The sequence below is a fragment of the Pseudomonas sp. IT-P2 genome, assembly GCF_949767575.1.
In the GTDB taxonomy this organism is placed as follows: domain Bacteria; phylum Pseudomonadota; class Gammaproteobacteria; order Pseudomonadales; family Pseudomonadaceae; genus Aquipseudomonas; species Aquipseudomonas pharyngis.
Window position 1 is genome coordinate 1,037,380 of record NZ_CATKQA010000011.1, and the last position, 23,144, is coordinate 1,060,523.

12 protein-coding genes are annotated in these 23,144 nt (G+C 57.9%); 6 read left to right on the top strand and 6 right to left on the bottom strand.

Features of this window, described 5'->3' with window-relative positions:
• Positions 1-27 precede the first annotated feature (27 nt).
• Genes ACM6JM_RS11310 through ACM6JM_RS11335 form a run of 6 tightly spaced genes read left to right on the top strand, consistent with a single transcriptional unit; the run spans position 28 to position 6,873 of the window.
• Positions 28-987 (top strand): AAA family ATPase, encoded by a 960-nt coding sequence (locus ACM6JM_RS11310; RefSeq protein WP_011334589.1) that lies wholly within the window; start codon positions 28-30, stop codon positions 985-987.
• A gap of 5 nt (positions 988-992) precedes the next feature.
• Complete coding sequence (locus ACM6JM_RS11315) at positions 993-1,937, top strand: DUF58 domain-containing protein (protein ID WP_414881883.1); 945 nt, start codon at positions 993-995, stop codon at positions 1,935-1,937.
• On the top strand, positions 1,934-2,431 hold the full coding sequence (locus tag ACM6JM_RS11320; protein ID WP_039766825.1) for a DUF4381 domain-containing protein: 498 nt from the start codon (positions 1,934-1,936) through the stop codon (positions 2,429-2,431). Before ACM6JM_RS11315 ends, ACM6JM_RS11320 begins: the two co-directional genes overlap by 4 nt.
• Positions 2,424-3,503, top strand: a complete 1,080-nt coding sequence (locus ACM6JM_RS11325; protein WP_085610528.1) for a vWA domain-containing protein — start codon at positions 2,424-2,426, stop codon at positions 3,501-3,503. Before ACM6JM_RS11320 ends, ACM6JM_RS11325 begins: the two co-directional genes overlap by 8 nt.
• Positions 3,500-5,236: a vWA domain-containing protein gene (locus ACM6JM_RS11330; RefSeq protein ID WP_074688553.1), complete on the top strand. Its 1,737-nt coding sequence runs from the start codon at positions 3,500-3,502 to the stop codon at positions 5,234-5,236. The genes ACM6JM_RS11325 and ACM6JM_RS11330 overlap by 4 nt, the downstream gene beginning before the upstream one ends.
• On the top strand, positions 5,233-6,873 hold the full coding sequence (locus ACM6JM_RS11335) for a BatD family protein (protein ID WP_414881884.1): 1,641 nt from the start codon (positions 5,233-5,235) through the stop codon (positions 6,871-6,873). The genes ACM6JM_RS11330 and ACM6JM_RS11335 overlap by 4 nt, the downstream gene beginning before the upstream one ends.
• Positions 6,874-7,228: 355 nt before the next feature.
• Here ACM6JM_RS11335 and ACM6JM_RS11340 read toward each other — a convergent pair whose 3' ends face one another.
• The 6 genes from ACM6JM_RS11340 to ACM6JM_RS11365 all read right to left on the bottom strand — a co-directional run bounded on the left by ACM6JM_RS11340 (position 7,229) and on the right by ACM6JM_RS11365 (position 22,802).
• The gene (locus tag ACM6JM_RS11340; protein ID WP_414881885.1) at positions 7,229-7,534 is read right to left on the bottom strand and encodes a hypothetical protein; all 306 of its coding nucleotides are present in this window, start codon (positions 7,532-7,534) and stop codon (positions 7,229-7,231) included.
• Between the two features lie 101 nt (positions 7,535-7,635).
• Positions 7,636-7,998, bottom strand: coding sequence for a ribonuclease toxin immunity protein CdiI (gene cdiI, locus ACM6JM_RS11345; protein ID WP_414881886.1), 363 nt, complete (start codon positions 7,996-7,998; stop codon positions 7,636-7,638).
• A 727-nt stretch (positions 7,999-8,725) separates the two neighbouring features.
• Positions 8,726-9,028: a hypothetical protein gene (locus ACM6JM_RS11350; RefSeq protein ID WP_414881887.1), complete on the bottom strand. Its 303-nt coding sequence runs from the start codon at positions 9,026-9,028 to the stop codon at positions 8,726-8,728.
• A gap of 79 nt (positions 9,029-9,107) precedes the next feature.
• Positions 9,108-9,515 (bottom strand): Imm63 family immunity protein, encoded by a 408-nt coding sequence (locus tag ACM6JM_RS11355; RefSeq protein WP_414881888.1) that lies wholly within the window; start codon positions 9,513-9,515, stop codon positions 9,108-9,110.
• A 297-nt stretch (positions 9,516-9,812) separates the two neighbouring features.
• Complete coding sequence (locus ACM6JM_RS11360) at positions 9,813-10,292, bottom strand: pentapeptide repeat-containing protein (RefSeq protein WP_080770591.1); 480 nt, start codon at positions 10,290-10,292, stop codon at positions 9,813-9,815.
• Positions 10,293-11,087: 795 nt separating this feature from the next.
• The gene (locus tag ACM6JM_RS11365; protein ID WP_414881889.1) at positions 11,088-22,802 is read right to left on the bottom strand and encodes a filamentous hemagglutinin N-terminal domain-containing protein; all 11,715 of its coding nucleotides are present in this window, start codon (positions 22,800-22,802) and stop codon (positions 11,088-11,090) included.
• Positions 22,803-23,144: the final 342 nt, after the last annotated feature.

A 23,144-nucleotide genomic window follows, 5' to 3' on the forward strand; every position in this document is an offset into this window, starting at 1 on the left:
GGCCACCCTTTCCAGGAACAGTCATCGATGGAACATCGTGAAGCGCTGCTGGCGCTGCGAACCTTTCTTTCAACGCAGATTCTCGGCCAGGAAAAACTCATCGAGCGCTTGCTCATCGCCCTGCTCGCCGACGGCCACATGCTGGTCGAGGGTGCTCCGGGTCTGGCCAAGACCAAAGCGATCAAAGAGCTCGCCGAGGGCATCGAAGCCCAGTTCCATCGCATCCAGTTCACCCCGGACCTGCTGCCGGCCGACATCACCGGCACCGAGATCTATCGCCCGGAAACCGGCAGTTTCGTGTTTCAGCAAGGCCCGATCTTCCACAATCTGGTGCTGGCGGACGAAATCAACCGTGCCCCGGCCAAGGTGCAATCAGCTTTGCTCGAAGCCATGGCCGAACGTCAGGTCAGTGTCGGGCGCAGCACTTACGAGTTGTCGCCGCTGTTTCTGGTGATGGCCACGCAGAACCCGATCGAGCAGGAAGGCACCTACCCGCTGCCCGAAGCGCAGCTCGACCGCTTCCTGATGCACGTGAAAATGGGTTTCCCGGACGCGGCCGTCGAACGCCGGATCCTGCAACAGGCCCGGGGCGAAGCCCTCAACGGCGAAACCAAGCCCGAACGCCGGGTCAGCCAGCAGGCGATCTTCGCCGCGCGCAAGGAAATCCTCGGGCTGTACATGGCGGACGCCGTGGAGGAATACCTGGTGCAACTGGTCATGGCCACGCGCAACCCGGCCAAGTTCGACCCGGAAATGGCCGAGTGGATCGCCTACGGCGCCAGCCCGCGCGGCTCGATCGCCCTCGACCGCTGCGCCCGCGCCCACGCCTGGCTGGCCGGTCGCGACTTCGTCAGCCCGGAAGACATCCAAGCGGTGCTGTTCGACGTGTTGCGTCACCGCATCATTCTGTCGTTCGAGGCCGAAGCCGCCGGCATCGACCAGGATCGGGTGGTGCAACGGATTCTCGACGTCGTAGCCGTCGCTTGACCCCGATGAACGCCTCCCTGCCGTCCGAACCGGGCATCCGCATCAGCCTCGCCGAGCTGATCGAGATGCGTCACCGCGTGCGCGAAGTGCAGCTGTTTTCCACGCCGAGCCAGCGCAGCCCGCTGATCGGCCTGCACCACTCGAAATTTCGTGGTCGTGGTGTGGACTTCGATCAGGTGCGGGTCTATCAGGCCGGCGACGACGTGCGCACCATCGACTGGCGCGTGACGGCACGGACGCAGGAACCGCACACCAAACTGTTCCATGAAGAACGCGAACGGCCGATTTTCATCATGGTCGAGCAAAGCACGCGGCTGTTTTTCGGCTCCGGGCTGATGTTCAAATCGGTGCTCGCGGCGCAGGCTGCGGCGCTGATCGGCTGGGCTGCATTGGGTCATAACGATCGGGTTGGCGGGCTGGTGTTCGGCGACAACGAGCATTACGAAATCAAGCCGCGCCGCAGCAAGCAGAGCCTGTTGCAACTGTTCAACCGCTTGGTGAAGGTCAATCAGTCACTGCACAGCGAGCGGGAGCCGGACCGCGATGCGTTTGGCGTGGCGTTGCGCCGGGCCCGTGAAGTGCTGCGACCGGGCAGCCTGGTGATCGTGATCTGCGACGAGCGCGCACTGTCCGACAGCGCCGAGCAACAGTTGAGCCTGCTGTCGCGCCATTGCGACCTTTTGATGCTGCCGCTTTCCGATCCGCTGGACCACGCCCTGCCCGCCGCCGGGCTGCTGAGATTCGCCGAACGCGGTGCGCAACTGGAACTCGACACGCTGAATTTCGACCTGCGCCAGACCTACCGCGCCCAGGCCGAAGCGCGGATCGCTCGCTGGGAACTGCTCGCGCAGAAGCTGCGCGTGCTGCTGATGCCGCTGAGCACCCAGAGCGAAATGGTCGAGCAAATGCGCGAATTTCTTAACCCGCAACGCCCGGGGAAAGGTCGATGAACGGCCTCGAACAACTGCAACCGCTGATCTCCCCGCCACCGATCGCCTTCTGGCCACCGGCGCCGGGCTGGTGGCTGCTGCTTTTGCTGCTGCCGGTGATCGGCTTTGCGGTCTGGCGTCTGCGGCGTTTCATTCCGATCAAGAAGAAACCGGTCGTGCGCGCCGAACTGCCGCTCGATCCGGTGCGCATCGCTGCACTCGCCGAACTGGCGCAGATGCCCAAACCCTACGACGGCGCCCCGGCCGGAGCCTGGCTGCAGCAGCTCAACGGCCTGCTCAAGCGCCTGTGCCGCAACCATTACCCCTACAGCCAGAGCCATACCCTCAACGGCCGCAAATGGCTGGCGTTTCTCGACAACCGTTGCCCCGCCGCCGGCCTGACCCGCTGGATGGTGCTCGTCGAAGGCGCCTACAAACCCGAGTGCAAACTCGACGACAAAGCCATCGCCGGCCTGACCCAGGCAGTCGACACCTGGATCCGCAAACATGTTTGAGTTCGCCTGGCCGTGGATCTTTCTGCTGTTGCCGCTGCCGTGGCTGATGCGCCTCGTGCTGCCGGTGGCCGACAGCGGCGAGCCGGCGCTGAAAGTGAGTTTCCTGGGCGACCTCGAAGGTCTCGCCCGCCGTCGCGCCCGGGCCAATCTGCCGGCCTGGCGCCAACAGGCGCCGTTTCTGTTGTTGTGGCTGATGTTGCTGACCGCCGCCGCACGCCCGCAATGGCTCGGCGAACCGCTGCCGATTGCCGCCAGCGGCCGTGATCTGCTGGTGGCCGTGGACGTGTCCGGCTCGATGGATTTCCCGGACATGCAATGGAACGACGAAGACGTCAGTCGCCTGTCGCTGGTTCAGCATTTGCTCGGTGATTTTCTGGAAAGCCGCGACGGCGACCGGGTCGGCCTGATCCTGTTTGGCAGCCAGGCCTACCTGCAAGCACCCCTGACGTTTGACCGGCGCACCGTTCGAGTCTGGCTCGATGAAGCGCGGATCGGCATTGCCGGCAAGAACACCGCGATTGGTGACGCCATCGGCCTGGCCCTAAAGCGCCTGCGCATGCGTCCGGCCCAGAGCCGGGTGCTGATTCTGGTCACCGACGGCGCCAACAATGGGGGCGAAATCGATCCGCTGACCGCCGCAAAACTGGCCGCCAGCGAAGGCGTGAAAATCTACCCGATCGGCATCGGCGCCGATCCTGAAGAAAGCGGCGCCACGGCGTTGCTCGGCGGCAACCCGACCCTCGATCTCGACGAACCGGCGCTCAAGGCCATCGCCGAGGTCACCGGCGGGCGCTATTTCCGTGCCCGCGATGGCAGGGAGCTGCAAGCGATCAAGGACACCCTCGACCAGCTCGAACCGGTGACTCAGCAACCGACCCAGGCCCGCCCGGCACAGGCGTTGTATCAGTGGCCGCTGGCATTCGCGCTGCTGCTGAGCATTCTGCTGGTGGCCCGCGTGTTGTGGCCGGACAACCCGCTGCAACGGCTGTTCACCAAAGAGCTGTATCTGCAAAGCCCTCTGCCTGACTGGCGCGAGCGCCTCAAGCGCCTGCGTTTGCGGAGGCGTCGATGATCGCCCTCTGGCCGCACTGGTTCCGCCCCTGGTGGCTGTTGCTGCTGCCGGTGCTCGGCTGGCTGATCTGGCAGCTCTGGCACCGGCAGAAACGCGCCGGTCGCTGGCAGATGATTCTGCCGCCGGCCTTCCACGCCACGTTGCTCAGTGGCGGCAGCGGTCGCGACAGCAAGTTGCCTTGGGTCGCCCTGAGCGTGGCCTGGCTGCTGACGATTCTGGCGTTGCTCGGGCCGAGCTGGGAACGGGTCGAACAGACCAGCCAGAAACCCGCCGACCCGTTGGTGGTGGTGCTGGAGCTGACCCCGGAAATGCTCGCCACCGATTCGCCGCCGACGCGACTGGAACAGGCCCGGCGCAAGCTGTTCGACCTGTTGCAGGTGCGCAGCGATGCCCAGACCGCTATCGTCGTTTACGCCGGCAGCGCCCATACGCTGGTGCCGCTGTCGGATGACCTGGCGACCAGCCGCAACCTGCTCGACGCGCTCAAGCCTTCCCTGATGCCGGAAAGCGGTCATCGCGCCGATCTGGCGGTGAGCAAAGCGCTGGCGCTGCTCAAGCAGGGTGCGCTGGGTCAGGGGCGGATTCTGCTGATTGGCTCTTCGCTGTCGGAAGAAGAACGCCAAGGCATTCGCAATGCGCTGAGCGGCCAATCGGCGCAGTTGTTGATGCTCGGTGTCGGCACCGCCGAGGGCGCGCCGATTGCTCAGGAAGACGGCAGTTTCCTCAAGGATGCCCAGGGCGCAATCCGCGTGCCGCAACTCGACAGCCCGGGCCTCGGCGCATTTCTCAACGCGGTCGGCGGCGAGTACCGCAGCGCACGGCTGGATGAATCCGATCTGGGCGACCTCGGCCTGCTCGATGGCCCGCGCAGCCTGCGCAGCGATGGCCAGACCGTTCGACTCGACACCTGGGCCGATCAGGGTTACTGGCTGCTGTTGCCGCTGTTGTTGCTCGCCGCGTGCGCCGGGCGGCGTGGCTGGTTGTTCTGCCTGCCATTGTTGCTGGCATTGCCGCAACCGAGCTATGCCTTCGACTTCGAAGACCTGTGGCTGCGTCCCGATCAGCAAGGCCTGCACCTGCTCAAACAGAAGCGCCCGGCCGAGGCGGCGAAGCATTTCGAAGATCCGCAATGGCAAGGGGTGGCGTTGTACGAGGCCGGCGACTACAGTGGCGCCGCTCAGCGTTTCGCCGAGGGCAATGACGCCCACGCCCACTACAATCGTGGCAACGCCCTGGCCAGAAGCGGTGAGCTGGAAGCAGCGCTGGACGCCTACGAACAGGCCCTGGAACGCCAACCGGATCTGCGCCCGGCGCTGACCAACAAGGCGCTGGTGGAAAACCTGCTGAAACAGAAAAACGCCCCGCCGCCGGCCGAACCGCAAGACAAACCGGCGCAGCCAAACCTACCGGGCGATGAACCACCGCCAGCGACCGCTCCGCCGCCAGCGGTCAAAAGCGAAACCCAGAGCGAGCCGCAAACCGGTGAGTCCGTCAGCGAACCGCCGCCGACCACCCCGCCGCTGCCGGGTGCCAACGAGCTGCCGGACAGCGAACCGGACAAGGAACAGAACACCCCGCCGCTGCTGCGCCCCAATGAGGACACCCTCGAAGGCGAGCAACAGCAGGCGCTGGAACAATGGCTGGGCAAGATCCCGGATGATCCGGGCGAACTGCTGCGACGCAAATTCTGGTACGAACAGCAACAACATCAGGATCAGGAAAACATTCGATGACCCGTTTCACCGCTCTCTTGCTGCCCCTGCTGATCTGCACGGCCACCGCCCAGGCGGCCGAGCTGACGGCCAGTGTGGATCGCAGTCGCCTGAACTCCGGCGAGACGGTCGAACTCACCCTCGAATCCAACGATGTCACGCAGTTCGGCAAACCGGACCTGAGCCCGCTGGAGCCGCTGTTCGAAGTGCGCGGCACGCGTCAGGTCAACCAGTTGAACACCCTCAACGATGACAACCGCGCCACCACTCGCTGGATCATCACCCTGTTGCCCAAGCAGAACGGCAGCGTTGAAATCCCGCCGCTGAAACTGGGCGACGTCGAGAGCCAGCCGATCACCGTGCAGGTGATCGAGAGTGACACCCGCGAAGAGAGCAGCGCCCGCGAACCGGTGTTCATCGAAGCCAGCCTCGACCAGACCAGCGTCTACGTGCAGGCCCAGGCCATCCTGACGTTGCGCATCTACCATTCGGTGTCGCTGTACGACGACAGCAGCCTGACGCCGTTGCAGATCGCCGACGCGCGCATTGAGCAACTGGGCGACATGCGCACCTACGAAAAAGACATCAACGGTGTGCGCCATGGCGTGATCGAGATGCGCTACGCGATCTATCCGCAGCACAGCGGGTTGCTGAGCATCGCTCCGCAGACCTTCAGCGCCACTCTGGTCGATACCCAACCCTCACAGGACGCCACGGCGCAGGGGCCGAAGCCGGGCAAGCTGATGCACATCAGCTCCGCCGCGACTTCGCTGACGGTCAAACCGAAACCGATGACCTACCCCAGCGATGCGCCGTGGCTGCCGGCCCGCAGCCTGAGCCTGAGCGAAAGCTGGAACCCGGAGCCGGAACACACTCAGGTCGGCGACTCCCTGACCCGCAGCCTGACCCTCAAGGTCGAAGGCTTGGCCAGTTCACAACTGCCCGCCCTGCCCGCCACCGAAGCCAACGGCCTGCGCCGCTACCCGGATCAACCGGTGCTGAACAACCAGAGCAGCGACCGCGGCCTGATCGGCAGCCGCGAAGAACGTGAAGCGCTGGTGCCGAGCCGCAGTGGCTCGATCGAGTTGCCAACGGTGGACGTGGTCTGGTGGAACACCTTCGAAGATCACCTGGAACACACCAGCCTGCCGGCGCGCACCCTGCAAGTGGCGAACAACCCAAGCCTGCAAGTCGACACCCCGGCGGGCAACGCGCAACCACTCAGCGCGGCCGACAGCGAAGCCTTGTGGTGGTGGAAACTCAGCACCTTCGTTTTCGCCTGCACCACCCTGCTCGGCTTCGGCCTCTGGTGGCGTGCCCGCTGGCAACCGGCAATCCTGCGCGCCGCGCAAACCGGCCCGAGCCCGCGCACCCTGCTCGACGACATCAAACGCGCCAGCCAGGCCAACGACCCCCACGCCACCCGCCAGGCCCTCGACGCCTGGGCCCGTCAGCAGCCGGAGACACTGGCGGACATGGCGGCGCGGTTTGTGCCGTTGTCGGATGCGCTCGATGGTTTGAACGGCGCGCTGTACAGCGAGACGGGGCAGCATTGGCAGGGTGAGGATTTGTGGCGGGCGATCCGGACGATTCCGACGGCGGAGCGGGTGCAGGATCCGGTCGGTGATAGTGGGTTGCCGCCGCTTTATCCGAAGTAGTTCAGGTGATCCTCAGCGACTGATTTTCACGGCAACTGACGATCGCCTCTCATGGGTTGGCCATGACGAGTCCTGAAATAGGTTTGCACCTATTCACCCCTTTTGGTGTGTTGCTCTGCCTTTACTACTCCAGCACCTATATTTTCTCCGAAATAATTTCCAACTCATCCCACAGATGGGACCGACCAATACTGCTCATATAAGTCATGTAATCCACAAATCCGGGAAACTTTATTTCGTCAATCGAAAACCACGTCACTTCGCACTCAGTATAAAAAGGGGACAGATTTATTAGATCAAATAAATCCGCCCCCTTTTTAGCCTAAACAAAACACCTGCTTCTTATATCCCTGCATCATTCATAGTTAAACTTAGTCGTGACTTGCCAACCTTCACGATAGGACATGACAAAAGACAACCATGGCTCACCACGCCGAACCGCATTGGCTTTTAGTTCTTTCACCAAAAAATACAAATCTGAAATATCAAAATCAATTTCCGCATCTGTCACACTGACACCATCCTTTTCCACTGCCAGTTCGGCTTCCATATAGCTTTCACCCACTTCCACCTCGTAGCGAAATGCATCATAGCCATGAACTATTCCGCCTTCGATCATCTGAAAAATCTTTTTGACGATCTCTAAATCTTCCGTAATCACTCTATTACCTCTGGAATTCTTCGTGCTTCATTTTCTATACAAAGGGACTACAAAGGGGACAGATTTATTTAATCAAATAAATCTGTCCCTTTTTCTTAAATTCAAAAAGAGACAACCCGCAAGAGTTCTTCTATCTTCGCCTTATCTTCAGGATGACGCTGAAGGTACTTCTCACAAGCTAGCCGAAGATACTCAGTACAAACCGATTCGCTGACGACGATGGAGTCCTCATCACTCGGGGGATAGCCATAGGAAAATTCCACCCCCTCGAAGTGTTCTTCGTCGAACGGGCTGCTTTCATCAGGAAAGTTACAGTATGCCCCATCCACACTGAACCCCCATCTTTTCACAAGATAGCCAACCGCCTCGATAAAACGGCCGTCATTATACATCCTGTCAAAATACCCTTTAACAATCCAAATAGGGTCTGACTGGCTATATGGCTGACCGAACAACTCTCTCATATGCACCTCAAACTTCTAATTCGTAAAAAAGTAGGACAGATTTATTTAATTAAATAATTCCGCCCCCCTTTCTTACCTCTTCTCAATTAACGTCCATCCATAGCTCTTTTTATATAATCGAGATTTTTGCCCGCCCACCAAATAGACAAGAGCAACGTCAACGGCATACCAATCCACAGAAAGAGCACATTAAAATCAGGCTCGCAAAAAAAATATAGAAAAAACATCAGCAACGAAACCATCACTAAGGAAATTATAAAACATACTGACAACACCATCCCAAGCAGGCCGCAAAAAATCATCACACGAGAGACGATATTATTTCTCACTGTTTACTTCCTAATAAAACTCAAACGACTTATTAGCCACGCCACCCAAATAAAAAGCCAAATAGATTCTAAAAAGGACTAAAAAATGGGACAGATTTATCAATCAAATAAATCTGCCCCATTTTTTAGTCCCATTTTTTAAGCACCTATATTTTTTCCGAAATAATTTCCAACTCATCCCACAGATGGGACAGACCAATACTGCTCATATAAGTCATGTAATCCACAAACCCGGGAAACTTTATTTCGTCGATCGAAAACCACGTCGATTCGCACTCAGGGCAAATAAAAACAATCGACTTATTTGCTTTTATCATCGCTTTGATAACGTCGTCCTGCTGACATCTTGGGCAAATCATATACACCTCTCTCTAAATATACAAAGGGGACAGATTTATTTAATCAAATAAATCCGCCCCCTTTTTTGGAAACTTTTTATGCAAGTAAATCCTATAACTTGAAGGTGCTGCATCGATGAGAGCGGCAACATTGTCTCCTCGGGCTGAGAAACAGTCGACTATAGACTCTACAAAGTAATAACGCTGCTCCACCCCTTCACCCAGGCAACGTTGAAAATCCTTGAAGAAAATCAAAAGACTTTGGAATGAATTGGCGGACACCAACGCACTACCTAAAAGCTCATACGCTGAAATATAGTATGCGTTTTCCACAACGCCCTGCGCTCCGCCCAGATCAGACAATGCCATCTCCATACTACAAAGGGGACAGATTTATTTAATCAAATAAATCTGTCCCCCTTTTTTTCGTCCCCCTTTTTTTCTATACATCCAAGTACGGGGCGTTGATCAATATTAACTCCACCTCATCAGAAGCCCTTTTTTTCCACTCATCACTGATCCGCCCAAGAATTGATACATATTGTGAAAAAAGCAGCCTCCGCGAGTCGACACCAACAACTCTATTAGCCAATTCGTAGTCTGAAGCCAATTTAAAGGCCACACCACTAATTATCCAATACAGCAACTCATCCAAAGAGGTTGTGCGTCTTCTGTATATTTCAAAACCCCTCTCAGAGCATACATAATTAAACTCGTCCGACTTAACCTCCACATGGGGGCTTCCATCTTCTGGCGAACTGCTTTTAACAATCAAAAGAGAACCTGGAGCACCAATTCGCTCACCCAGCGAGCAAATGGCCTTTTGTATTTCTTCAATGACTGAGCTCATATTAATTAGTTCCCCTCAGGCAACCTTCTTTCATCAAAAGGGGGCAGATTTATTTAATCAAATAAATCTGCCCCCTTTTTTTTATTTGGCGGCGAAAACGTTGCTGTTGATGCTGGAGAATTTGGCGTCTACGACCCATGTGGGCTGTGTCCTTGGTTTTCTGGTGTGTTCGCAACTATCACCGTGGACCAAGGCCAGCCCCTCTTCATTTTTTGCTTTTCAGCTCGATCGGTTAGGTGTTAAGTAAGTGCCATTCAAATCTGTCGCCTTTTTGCCTTTTATACTTACTCAAAACAGTCAAACCTTAACCGCACCCAAGGCTCCTGGATCCAACCCTTCAGGCCATTGCGTTCCTTCATTGTACAGAGCTCCTTTAAAGACAGCCCCTTCCACCCTCCCAACGTCCAAGTTTACATCACACAAGTTGGCACCTTCAAAGTTTGCATAAAAAACATCAGCACCATCAAACCTAGACTTTGAAAGATCTGCCCGGGAAAAGTCAGCCCCACTCGCGATACTGTTCGAAAGGTTAGCTTCCCTCATCCTTGCTTCCACAAAACTTGCATTCATTATCGCAACACTGCAAAGGACTGCTTTTTCCATCACGGCTCGATTGAAAGACGCACCCCTCAAATTTGAACCTGTAAATTCAGCTCCAGAAACATCTATATTGTCAAAAATCGCACGGTGCAATTCCAACGAATTCAGCCTTGAGTTGACAAGACTAGACAACGGCAAAATCAACTCCCCACCTGTTTCATATTTAATAACTATCATCTATTCCCCCAATCTACCGGATCGACTATCACTTCGGAGATAGGCCTGGTTTGGCCAACCTTATTAGGGGGTAAAGTCCCTGGAGTCACCTCTGGAGTCCGCCCTAGTATTTTCGCAGCAATATAGCGATGATTTCCGTCAACGATTATGTTTCCATCCATCTTTATGGGTGGAGCAACGTCACCATTCAAGAGACGATCAACATACCTCTGAACCGCAGGTAGCGAAACAAGTTTTTGTCCGCTGATGGCAGGATCACCTTGCAGTGCCTTTTGAATGATTTCCGCCGTTACTTCTGACCCTTTTGAAACTAGAGGTGCCACTGTTTTTACAACGTCAGCAGCCTCATCAATAACCGTTCCGGCGCCAGAAACAAACTTCGAGCCACCTGATAATAGCACTGAAAAGGGGACAGATTTATTAATCGTTAATCGATTTATTAATCAAATAAATCTAATCAAATAAATCTGTCCCCTTTTTTCTTCCCCTTTTTTTCTTTAGCCAAATCAATTTACGAGATTAAATTTTTCGATTATTTTTTTAGACAAAGCACTTGCATTTTTCTCTATGGAAATGAAACACCCTTCAAAGGATCCACTAGTCAAAATCAAGTTATTGCCTTCATAACAAGCTGAAACCAATACTGAATACGGGCCAATTTTACGAACTTCTTCTTTGATACTCAGAGTTTTCAAGACGACACTCACAAATTCTTCAAACCTTTCCTCCTCATAATCATCGAAAAATATGAAATGATTAGTTTCGGAACTTGACTCGGAAAATCGAAACATAAGATTACATTCCCAACCCATCATTAACAGACGTACGAGAAGACTGGGATTTTTCTATGATCTTCGACCATAACGCATCTCCTGATAGACCTTGCCCCGAATATTTATTCACAATCTCACTCCAAGTTCTATTTGGGTCAGTCTTGCTCAAGGAGTCAGCCAATGTCCTATTAGACATTAACTCTCGTGCCGTTGATCTCAAATCATTTCTCATATCAAAAGCCTGCTTCGCCTGCTCTTCCAAGGAGGCGCTACTGTTAATACGAGCCGGAATTTCTGCTTCTTTAGATAAATACCAAGCTCTAGCCTCTCTATCAGTTAAGCTTTTTGGCTGTGCTAGATCATCCCACCATTTAGTATAGGACACAGAGTCGTCTTTCGCTTTTGCACCACCAGCCCCTTCCTTCGTACCTCCCTTCCCGCCTCCAGGCACCTTGATCGTCGGCGCGATGGCAGACACGCTCTGCGCTAGACCTTCAACAGCCGCCATCGCCAATTCATGACTGATACCGAGCGTCTGGACCAGCGTGTCGGCAATAGCTGCAACCGTATGCCCGGCGGTAATACCCGCCAGCATGTTCTGGAAGCCATAGTTTTCGGTGATCAGCAGATCAAAGAGGTGAGCGGCTTCAGGTGATGCAGAAGCGGCCAGGTCTTTGAGTTTCTGGGCTTTGCTCTCCGCGTCGGCAACCAGACTGGAGAAGGGACCGCATCGATCCGGATTGGATGCACACTGTGCGACCGCCTCAATATCCTGTTTCTGGCTCAGCTCATGGTATTCGCCATAAGCCTTGTTTGCGCAGGTCGAGTCGTTTCCGCAGTTGATCATCTCCTTCGCAGCGCGCTCAAGATCCGAGTGCGACAGGTAGTTGTACTGCGTAGCCGTGGCCGCAATGTTCGCAGCGATATTGGGGTCGGTCCCGGCAAGCACAGCAGAAAGCACGGCCATCAACTGCGACATCGCCAACAGGTTGGCTTTGGACTGACCGGCCCCCGGCATATTCGGATCGTAATCGGCAGGCAGTATCAAATCCGCAAGGTATTGAACCATGGCCTCGTTGGCGCCACCCGCCAGGGCTCCGGTCTTGAAATCTCCGCCCATGGCCATGGATTTCAGACCACCCACGAGCGCGTGCGCCGCAATCTTGGTCGGGCTTCCATCCACCAGATTCAGATTGCCGATTTTGTTGGCCGCCAGAGCACCGCCGATGTCGATAACAGCACCCAACATATTGTTGATGAAGTTATCGCCCAGGCTCCCGCCCTGCAGAGCTGTCTGGGCAAGCGTGTCGGCACTGGTCTTGAGAACCACCTGCCCTGCGCTGTTCCAGTCGAACCCGAGTTCGGTCGGGTTGTAACCAAGACCTGTACCGATCCCGCCCAGCATTCCGGAAAGCACATAGCTCTGGATGTTGTCGCTGCTGAAGACGTCTTTGAGCACCGAGCCCAAATCACCTTTGTTGCTGATCGCACTATTGGCGGCGGTGGTCTCGACAGCGATCAGAATCGCGTTAGCAAAACCTGCGGAGAACGTTCCTGCCGTGGCACCAATCAAGCCTGCGCCCGCCCCCCCGGTAACCGCAGCGAGCATAATGGCCAGAACCAGTTGCGCAGCCACACCCAGCCCGGAGTTCGAGTACTTGAAGCTCTTGTGAATTTCCTCGACACGGCGCCAGTCAACGTCGCCCCGCAGTTCCGCCTCTTTGAGCCAGGCCAGTTTTGGATCAGCCGCGACCATGGTGTCGATGGTCTGACTGACACTTTGCTGGTCGATCTTTTTGATATCGATCTTCAAACCGTCAACAGCTTTGATGACGAGTTTGCCGTTGGCTGTCAGCTCGCTTTGACGCAGGGTTTCATCCGTATTGCCCTTGCCTTTTGCCGAATTCCATCCCGCGTTGCTGTTGCTCTTGGTATGGCTCTCATCGTGTAGATCCTTGACCCCTTCAAATGTGATGGAGCCACCACTGTCGAGCGTGATGTCGTGACCACTATCCAGTTTCGCCACTTGATAGCGCTGATCACCGGTACTTTTCAGGGTCAGATCGCCACCCGAGGTGATCTCACTGCCCACGTGCGTGATGTTGGTGACTTCATCACGCTTGGTTTTGAGGCTGCCGAAACTGCCCTTTTTCTTCATGTCGTACAGCGAGTAATCCGAGTCCTGTTTGGCCAGGATCTCCAGATTGTTCCCCGCCACCAGATACGCCTCATCGCCCGCCGTCACACGGCTGGACACCACGCTGAGGTCTTTACCCGCATCCAGCCTGACGTCGCCGCCAGCCGAAATACCGGACATGACCTGGCTGACATGATCTTCCTGAACGGTCAGCTTCTTGCTCTTCGACAGCGAGTGGGTTTCATCCGCTGCCGATGTGATGACCAGATCGCCGGTTGCTTTGATCGAAACGTCACGCTTGGCATCGATCTGACTGGCGATGACGTTGATATCGCGCTTGGCGTCAGCCTTGAGGTCACGACCAGCGTCGATCTCGGCACCCAGTTGGGTGACGTCGCTGCTGTTGTGGCGGTCGTCGTGGAAGACGCTGTTGTTGACCTGGACGGATGAAACGTTGATGTCGCGCCCGGCATTCAGGACGGTGTCCTGGCCGCTTTTCATCACGCCACCGGCGATGTTGATGTCTTTGGCCGCTTTGACGGTCAGGTCATTGGCCGCTTCGATCCTTGCCGCGTTGTCGGCGTAGTCATGATGCTGGGTGCCAAACCGGGTGCTGTTGTCGGAGGACGTGATCGTGCGTTCATTGATCACGTCCCCGGTGCGAGTGGTCAGGTTCACATCGCGCCCGGTGATGATGCCGCCGGACTTGTTGACGATGTCGTTGGTCGCCAGCAGATCCAGACGGTTACCCGCCTCGATCAGGCCGCTGTTGACGATGTCCTTGCCCGCCGTCGCCGACAGATTATTCGTCGCCTTCAACGTCCCGACGTTATCCAGATTCCCGCCGGCAATCAGCGTCACATCCTTACCGGCAATCAGCGCGCCGGTCGGGCCGAGACGGCCGTTGGCCTGGGCCAGGTACAGCACCGGCACCAGCACTTTTTCGCCGTTCACTTCGTGCTCTTCGAGCCAGACGATATCGTGGGTCAGCGCCGCCACTTGTTCGGCCGTGAGGCCCACGCCCATCGACAGGTTGAGGGCGTCCTTGCTGGCGATGGCGTTATCCATCAGGTAGCGGAACATGTCCTCGTTGTTGCTGCGGCCATCGATGAAAGCCTGGCCGGTACGCGCGGTCACGGCTTGCTGTACCAGACGCTGTTCAAAGAGGCCGTCACCGAGGCGCTTGGCGCTCTGATCCGGGTCGTAACCGAGTTTGCCGAGCAGGTAGTCCGAACTCATGAAGGACTTGAGGTTGGTCAGTGCCGGGTTGGTTTCGATCAGGTATTTGTGCGCGTTGGACGGCGCCTTCGTGTCCGGCAGACCGGCAACGCGAGTCACCGGACGGGTGTCGATCGACTCTCTGGCATCATTGCCGCGGTCTTTCATGCCGGGACCGGCTGACTTCACCGGCACGTTGACATCGACCGTACTGGCCACCGCCGTGACCACGCTCGGGGACCGATGGAATGTGTCAACCGCGCGCGTGCTATCGGAGACTGCGGGCGGTGCATCAATGAAAAGATTACGCGGGCCGCCACTGCTGCCAGCCACGACATGCTCCTCGGTAGAGACAACCTGCCCCCCCATCGTCCAGGTCGGTGCCGGGCCGGTTGTGCCAACGGGTGCGGTGTCAGCCGCGGCCTGACCGCTCAGACGGAACAGACCGTTTTCCCCGGTTGGCAGGGAGAAGCCTGGCAGCGACAGTGGATTGACTTGCTGTTGGGCGAGGTCTGGTGGCAGTTGGCTGTTAATTCGGATGACGGCGGTGCTGTTGCTGACTTTGGTATCGGCAACTTTATTGGTGCCACCAGTGGAACCGTAGTCCTGATGGATAACGCTATTTTCCAGGGTTTTGGTGGCCGTGATCGAAACGTTGCCTCCAGCCTGGATAACCGCGTTGCGCCCGGTAACGGTGCTTGCGGCACCCGTGCTGTCGACGGCGATCTCTGTTGTTCTGTCCGCTGTGCGCTGACTCAGCTGGCTCGGCAGTGCTACCAGGTTATTCGGATCGTATAGAGAGTGTGTTGTTTTTTCGAAGCCATACTTGAGCCCGGACAGGCCTGCCCCATATTTGCGCGCACTGACGTCTTCGCCCGTTACGGAGTCTAAAAGCGCGACCCATTCGAAGGATTGTCCGAGTTCTCCACCCTGGGAGAACTCCGTTGATTCGGGTTTCGCTTTGCGGATCTCGTCCTGTGGAGCAACGTAATAAACAGTTGGAAAATCTGGATTGTTCCGTTGGTTGTAAGGCATCACAACGTCGTTGAAAAATCGCTCGGTTCCACCATCGGTCAACCCGAAGGAGTAATAGCGGGTAACTTCAATGGTTCCGGTTTTTGCACCAATGTTCTTGAGACTGTCAGCGGTGATATTGATATTGCCACCCGCTGCCACCGTACTTTTGCTGTTGAGAAACGTACCGCCTTGGAACACGAAGTCCTTACCGGCGTTGATCACCGCAGATGGGGTGCTATCGCTGTCAGTGCTTTGATAGGTCTCGCGAGCAGCGATAAACAGGCTGTAGTTATCGCCGACGCAGTCGCCACAGCTACCCGCAATAAACCCCGAGATTAACTTCCGGTCACCCGACATCACCGGGCCTTCCGTACGGTTCTCGAAAACATCGGCGTTGATAGTGAACCCGCTCCCGCTCTCCATTGAGCCGGAGATGTTGTAGACACCCGCCGCCCGCGCGGCACCGCCGTAACCATTGATGGTCACGTTCCCCAATCCGTAGAAATCACCGTGCTGGTTGGTCAGGTTGCCTACATTCAGCGTCATGTCCTTGCCGCTGAAGATCAGCCCGCGGTCATTGAGCAATGAAGGGGTGTTGATGTTCAGGTTCTGCGCCGCACCCAACGTGCCGTAGTTGGCGACACTGCCGGCGTTCACGGTCAGATCTTCACTGGAGGTGATGCGGCCCGAGTTGACGAGCGATCCACCGGTACTGATCGTCGACGATCCGCCAGCGGCGATGCTGCCGGCACTACCGATGTTGACTTGCGCTGCACTCAGGTTCAGACCACGCTGACTCGACATCCGCCCATTGCCGCCATAGGCACCGGTCAGTTGCATGTCGATCAGGCCATCACTGGCGAGCAGGCCGTCGTTGGTCCAGTTGCCCCCACGTATCTGCAGAAGATCGGAGGCCAGCAGCTTGCCGCTGGCGCTCTGGCTGAACTGGCGGACATTCACGTTCAATCGCCCGGCCTGAATCACGCTGGAGTTGTTCCAGGTGTCGGCCGTCAGGTCCAGCAGGCCACCGGTGGTAATGCTGCCGCCGGCGCCGATCACGTTGGCCGTGGAGAGATCGAATCGGCCACGGCCGACGTGGTTGAGCTGCCCGCCACCGTTGAGGAAGCTGCCGACGGCCAGGGTCATGTCGGTGTTCGCGGTTTCCAGCACGCCATTGCGGTTGTCCAGCAAGCCGCCGATCTGGAACTCGGTCTTGCCAGAGGTGCCCAGCGAACGCAGTCGGCCATTCTGGTTATTGACACTGGCCGCTTTGACGGTCAGTCGGGTGTTGCTTTCAATGACACCCGCGCCGTTGTTCAGCGCACCACTCAAGCCAAAATCGATGCGCTCGGCGGCGATCTGCCCGGCACCGTTGTCCAGACTCGAACCGCTTACGCCAACCAGCCCTTTGGCGTAGATCACGCCATTGCGGTTATCGAATGCAGCGGTGGTGATATTCGCGTCGGTGGCTTGCGCCGAGATGCGCCCGCCATTGTTGTCCAGACCGGCCAGTGCCGACAGTTTCAGGCCCTGAGCCTGAATGACGCCGCCCTGGCGATTGTTGTTCAGGTCGAAGCCGTTGCGCAGGACACCGACGGTACGCGCCTCAAGCGCGCCCTTGATGCTGGACAGAATCCCGCCGCGGTTATCGATGCTGGCCGCACCGACCGTCACGTCGCCTTCCTGAGCGATGATTTTTCCGCTCTGGTTATCGAGATCGCCAGTAACGTCGAGCGTCAGGCCGGTCTGGCTCTGGATCGAACCTTTGCCGTTGGCCAGGCTTGCCGCCTTGAGTTGCAGGCTGCCGGTCTGGCTGTAGATCAAGCCGTCGGCATCGTTGCGCACGGCGCCGCTGGCGGTGATCTGCAAGTCATCCTTGGCCGCAATGGTGCCTTTGCTGCCGTTGTCGAGCGAGCCGGTCAGCAGTTGCAGTGAGCCTTGGCTGGCGAGTTGGCCGTTGCGGTTGCTCAGATCGCTGACGCCTTTGATCACGACCGGACCGGTGCCCGCCAGTTTGCCGGCGTTGTTGTTCAACTGCCCCGCCAGGTTCAGGGTGATCGCGCCGTTGGCCGCGAATTTGCCCCCGTTGTTATCCAGGCTCGAAGCGTTGGCAGTGAGCGCCTGGAGCGCGTTGATAGAACCGCCTGCGTTGGTCAGTGCAGTGCTGGTGATGTCGAGTGCGGCGCCACTGTCGATCAGACCGCCCTGATTGTTGTTGAGTGCGCCTTTGAGCGTGAGGGTCTGCCCTGCCGCACTGCTAAGGATGCCTTTGTCGCTGTTGTCGAGACTGGCGGCATTGACGGTCAGATTGCCTTGCGAAACCAGAGCGCCGTTACCGCTGTTGAGCAGAGCACCCTTGAGATCGACCGACACATCGCCGTTGCGGCTTGAGAGCGTGCCGTTGGCGCGGTTGTCCAGACTGTCGCCACTGACGCTCAACTGCTGCCAGCCCGAGAGCAAGCCGTTCTGGTTGGTCAGGGTCGTACCGCTGAGCTTCAGTTTCTCGCCGCTGATGATCTTGCCGGCATTGTTGTTCAACGCCCGGGCAACGACGTCGAAACCCAGGCTGCTGGAGATTTCACCGCTCTGGTTGTTCAGGTCGCGCAAGCGCTTGAGGGTCAGCGGTCCCTTGGCCGTCAACAAACCATTGGTGTTGTCGAGGTCACCATTGGCAAGGTCCACGGTGACGGATTTGTCGCCCAGCAGACGCCCGCCGTTCTGCGTCAGGGAGGTCAAGGTCAGGTCGATGTCACCGCCAGCAGAGACTTCACCGCCATTGCTGGAGTCCAGCGCTGTCGCCATCAGCGACAGACTGCCCTGGCTGTTGATCAAGCCTTTGTCGCGGTTGTTCAGGGCCATGGCATTGAGCGTGACGCTGCCGATGCCCTGCAAAACACCGCCCTGGTTGTTCAGGTCGGCGCTGCCAATGCGCAACGCTTGCGCTGCGCTGATCAGACCGTCGTTGTCATTGCGCAGCAAACCGTCTGCGGTCAGGTCAAGGTCGGCACGGCTGATCAGGCTGCCGCCGCTGTTGTTAAGACTGCCGGCCCGGGCATCGATCGATGCTGCACCGATCATGCCTTTGACGTTGTCCAGTGCCTGGGCGATTCGCAGCGTCAGGCTCTGGGTGCTCAGCAATTTGCCATTGCCGTTGTCCAGATTTTGCGCCGCCACGGTAAAGGCTTCACCGCTGGAAATTTCTCCGCCCTGGTTGTTCACGCCATTGAGCTGCTTGAGCAGCAACGTACCGGGTGCATTGATCAAGCCATTCTGGTTATTAAGCTGGCCATTGTTCATGTCCAGGCTCAGGCGAGTGTTGCTGAACAGCTTGCCGCCCTGTTGCTCTAGCCCGGTGAACGACGCCGTCAAAGCGCTCTGGCTGCCAATCTGCCCGCCATCGCGGTTGGTGACCTTCCCCGCGACGAGGTTCAGGGTATCGGCACTGCTGAGCTTGCCGGTGCTGTTGTCGAAGTCGCCTGTGGTGACGCTGGCCGCGCCCTTGGCGCTGAGTGTGCCTGCCTGACGGTTGTCGAGGCCGGTGCTGTCGAGCACCAGCGCCCCATCGGTGACCACCGCACCGCCCTGGTTATCAACGCTGCCGCGACTCTCGATTGTCAGGTCCGCAGCGCTGGAAAGGCTGCCCTTGATGTTGGTCAGTTGCGAGGTTTTGACCGTCAGCATGCTTTCGCTGCTGACCTTGCCCTGGCTGTTGTCGAACGCACCGCCCAGCGTCAGAGCCATGGTCTGCTGACTGAGCAGCTCGCCACCACTGTTGTCCAGTGAATCGCCGTGCAGGTCGAGCGAAGTGTTGGCACTGATCAGGCCCTTGTTGCGGTTGATCAATTGCTCGACAGTGAGCGTCAACGACTGGCCGGTGAAGATTTTGCCGGCGTCACTGTTGTCGAGTTTTTTGCCGGTCACCTGCAGATCGCTATTGGTGCTGATTTCACCGCCGCGGTTATCCACGTCGTCGACGTTCAAGGTCATCGCCTTGGTCGAGCCGAGCAGTCCGCCCTGACGGTTGTCGAGCAGGTCAGCATCGAGTTTGAGGACGCCGGTGGCGATCAACTGGCCGTCCTGGTTATCGAGCTTTTTCGCCTGCACGGTGGCATCCGACTTGCCGGCGATGCTGCCGCCACGGTTGTCCAGCGTCTGCGCCGTCAGTTCGAGTTTGCCGTCGGCAATCACCGTACCAAGCTGGTTATCCAGGGTGTTGTCGGTCGTCAGCGTCAGTGGGCCACGGCTGCTGATCAAGCCTTCATTGTTGGCGAGGCTGGCGCTGTGACTGTCCAGCGATGCCCCGGAAATAACGCCTTTGGCGTTGTTCAGCGCTTGCGCAATACGCACGGTCAGACCCTGCTGGCTCAGCAGTTTGCCGTTGCTGTTGTCCAGGTCATGGGCGGTCAGTGCGAAGGCTTGCTGGCTGGAGATCTCACCGCCCTGGTTGTTCACGCCACTGAGTTGCTTGAGCAGCAACTCGCCGGGCGCATTGATCAAACCGTTCTGGTTGTTCAACTGGCCGTTGTTCAAATCAAGACTCAGGCTGGTCTTGCTGAACAGTTCACCGCCCTGCTGATCGAGGCCGGTGACCGACATGGTCATGGCTTGCTGACTGGCGATGCGGCCTGCAGCGTTGTTGACCTGCCCCGCCGTGAAGTCCAGCGTTCCACCACTGATCAGGCGCCCGCCCTGACTGTTGTCGACATCGCCGCTGTCGATCCGGCTGTTGTCCTTGCCGGAGATCAGACCTTTCTGGCTATTGTCGAGACTGGCGCTCTTGAGTTTCAGAGTGCTGTCGGTGCTGATGGAACCACCCTGATTGAGCAGCGTGCCAAGACTGGTCAACGCCAGGGCACCGGCGCTGGTCAGGTTGCCGGCATTGTTATCGACACGGCCGGCATTGATGGTCAACGTGCCTTCGCTGCTGATGAGCCCCTGGCCGTTGAGCAGTGCATCGTCCAGTGTGATGACCAGACCTTTCAAGCTATCGAACGAGCCACCGGTGTTGTCCAGCGTGCTGCCGGTCAGTTTCGTCGCGCCACTGGCGACGATCATGCCTTTGTTCTGGTTGATCAATCGGGTAACCGCCAGTTCCAGATCGCTGGCGGCGAGAATTTTGCCGCCGTCGCTGTTGTCCAGACGCTGGCCCTTGATGTTGAGCAACAGGCTGCCAGATAGCTCGCCCGCTCGGTTATCGATGTCATCGACCGCGAGAGTCAGCGCTTTTTTGGTGCCGATCAGCCCGCCGTTTCGGTTGTCGAGTGTGGTGCCGGTCAGGCTCAGATTGCCCTGTGCGACCAGTGCGCCGCCCTGCTGTTGCAGCAGGCCGATGGTCGCGGTCAAGTCGCCCTGGCTGGAGATCCGCCCTTTGGCGTTCTGCACCTCGCCGGCCTTGAGACCGACAGGGCCGACAGCGCTGACCAGACCATTGCTGTTGTCCAGTCGCGTGCCCGCGTAGGTAACGCCGGCCTTGCCGATGATCAGACCGTTGTCGCGGTTATCCAGTCGATCGACGTTCAGCGTCAGTTGCCCGTCGCCTTGCAGCGCGCCGCCACGGTTGTCTGCCGAATCACTGCGCAAGGCCAGCGTGCCTTTGCCGATGACCTTGCCGTCACGGTTGTCGAGATGACCGGCCTGCGCGTCAATGGCGCCCCTGGCAGTGATTTCGCCTTTGTTGCGGTTGTCGAGCAGACCGCTGACCCGCACCACAAGACCGCCATCGCTGACCACGACCCCGGCGTCACGGTTATCGAGACTGCCGGCCTTGAGATCGAGAGCAACGCCGGAACCGAGCACGCCGTCGCGATTGTCCAGCGCCGCACTGAGATCAATGTTGAGCCCCAAATCACCCAGAATCTGGCCGCCGAAGTTGTTGACCGACGTCCCGTTGAGTCGAGTGATACCGGAACTCGAAACCTGGCCATTGCTGTTGTTCAACTGACCGATCGTGGCCGTCAGGCTACCCTTTGCGTCGATCAAACCCTGGCTGTTGAGCACTTGATTGGCGGTCACGTTGAGCGCGCCTTTACTCAGCACACGTCCGTCATTCTGGTTGTCCAGCGTGCCCGCAACGATGCTTGCGATCTGCGCAGCGCTCAGCGTGCCGCCCTGGTTGCTCAGCACCTGTGCGGCATTCACCGCCAGATTGCGGCTGGCCACCAGGCTCTTGCCACGGTTGTCGATGTTTTGCGCACTCAGGCTCAGATCACCACTGGCATTACGACCACCGTCAGCATTGACCCCGGCTTCGATCGCCCCGGCGTTGGTCAACTGACCGCCCGCACTGAGGCTGATGCTGTCCCGCGCCGCGAGGGTCTGTCGGTTGGTCAGGTCGCCCTGGGTCTGTACGTTCAGCGAGGTGCCGGCGTACACCGCAGACCGGGTCTCCAGGCCGGCGGCCTTGACGTTGACCGCGCCGGTAGCCGAGGTCTCGGCCAGGCTCAACTGGCCGTTGGCGTCGAGCTGGATGTCACCGCCGCTGGCGATCAGTTTGCCGTCCAGCTTCACCCCGACCCCGGCCTCGGTGCCGACCAGTTTGATCGCACCGGCGTACATGCCGCCCAGTGCCGAAGAGTCGATGGCCAGTTGAGGCTTGGCGCTGCCGTCGTCGGCGCGGGCCGTAGCGTTGAGGTTGTCGGCGTTGACGTCGTTGCGCCCGGCAACGATGGTCAGGTTTTTCGCCTGGATCTCGGCGTTGATCTTTGCGCTGCGGGTGATGATTTCGAAGCGGTCGACATTGGTTGCGTTAAGCCCGGCGCCTTCGATGGCGACGCTGCCCTGATCGACCTGGAAACGGTCCAGGCGACCGCTGCCATCCAGCACCGGTTTGCCGGTGGTGAGGGTGACGCGTGGTGTGTTGATGAAACCGCAACCGTTGCAACTGATGCCGTACGGGTTGGCGACGATCACCCGCGCCGACTGCCCCGCCACTTCGGTGTAGCCGCGCAACTGGCTCGGGCTGCCACCGATGACTTCGTTGAGAATCGCCTGCGCCGAACCGCTGTTCTTCAGGTGCGGGTTGTCAATGATGTAGCCGCCCAGTTGGGTGGACGAAGCCTGGTTGGAGCCGTTGTTGAGGATGACGCCCTGCGCGCCGACGTTGTAGTCATGGAACTGGTTGTGCGACAGACCTGCCCCGTTGGGTGTGGCGATGTTGATGATCTGCACGCCGTTGCCGGCGCGGTCGAGGGTAGTGCCTGGGTTGGCCACCACAATGCCGTCGGCCTGTGCCCACATCGGTTGCCAGAACATGACGTTGGCCAGCAAAAACGCCAGTCCGCGCTTGGGCATACCGCAGAACTGATCACGGCTTTTTACGGCGGCAGATGGCAGGCGAGCGAGAAAGGCGAACTGACGAACGTCCATGTAAAGGTCTCAATGCAACAGGCAGGATGGGCGATTTGAAGGCAGGCGCGACAACCCCGACGGGCGCACGGTCAGCGCCAGTCAGAGCGAAGTGGGTTAGGGAGAAAGTTGCGCAAGGCAATCCAGCGTCGCCCAGTCGATCACGGCAAATGCCATGAAAACCTGTTCGTTCCCTCGTAGCGGCACACTGATATCAAATTAATGGCGCGATATTAGATGGCCACTATTTTGACGTCAATTATTGAATGCAACAGCGGTGCGCTGCCGATGAACGGTCATGGCCAAGTTGAGCGTCAATAAGACCGTCCTCCCGGCCTCGGTCAGCCCTCCCGGCGCAATAAT

Coding starts and splice junctions, on each gene's coding strand:
- ACM6JM_RS11310 (WP_011334589.1), top strand. CDS start 28: ATGGAACATCGTGAAGCGCTGCTGGCGCTGCGAACCTTTCTTTCAACG.
- ACM6JM_RS11315 (WP_414881883.1), top strand. CDS start 993: ATGAACGCCTCCCTGCCGTCCGAACCGGGCATCCGCATCAGCCTCGCC.
- ACM6JM_RS11320 (WP_039766825.1), top strand. CDS start 1,934: ATGAACGGCCTCGAACAACTGCAACCGCTGATCTCCCCGCCACCGATC.
- ACM6JM_RS11325 (WP_085610528.1), top strand. CDS start 2,424: ATGTTTGAGTTCGCCTGGCCGTGGATCTTTCTGCTGTTGCCGCTGCCG.
- ACM6JM_RS11330 (WP_074688553.1), top strand. CDS start 3,500: ATGATCGCCCTCTGGCCGCACTGGTTCCGCCCCTGGTGGCTGTTGCTG.
- ACM6JM_RS11335 (WP_414881884.1), top strand. CDS start 5,233: ATGACCCGTTTCACCGCTCTCTTGCTGCCCCTGCTGATCTGCACGGCC.
- cdiI (WP_414881886.1), bottom strand. CDS start 7,998: ATGAGAGAGTTGTTCGGTCAGCCATATAGCCAGTCAGACCCTATTTGG.
- ACM6JM_RS11355 (WP_414881888.1), bottom strand. CDS start 9,515: ATGAGCTCAGTCATTGAAGAAATACAAAAGGCCATTTGCTCGCTGGGT.
- ACM6JM_RS11360 (WP_080770591.1), bottom strand. CDS start 10,292: ATGATAGTTATTAAATATGAAACAGGTGGGGAGTTGATTTTGCCGTTG.
- ACM6JM_RS11365 (WP_414881889.1), bottom strand. CDS start 22,802: ATGGACGTTCGTCAGTTCGCCTTTCTCGCTCGCCTGCCATCTGCCGCC.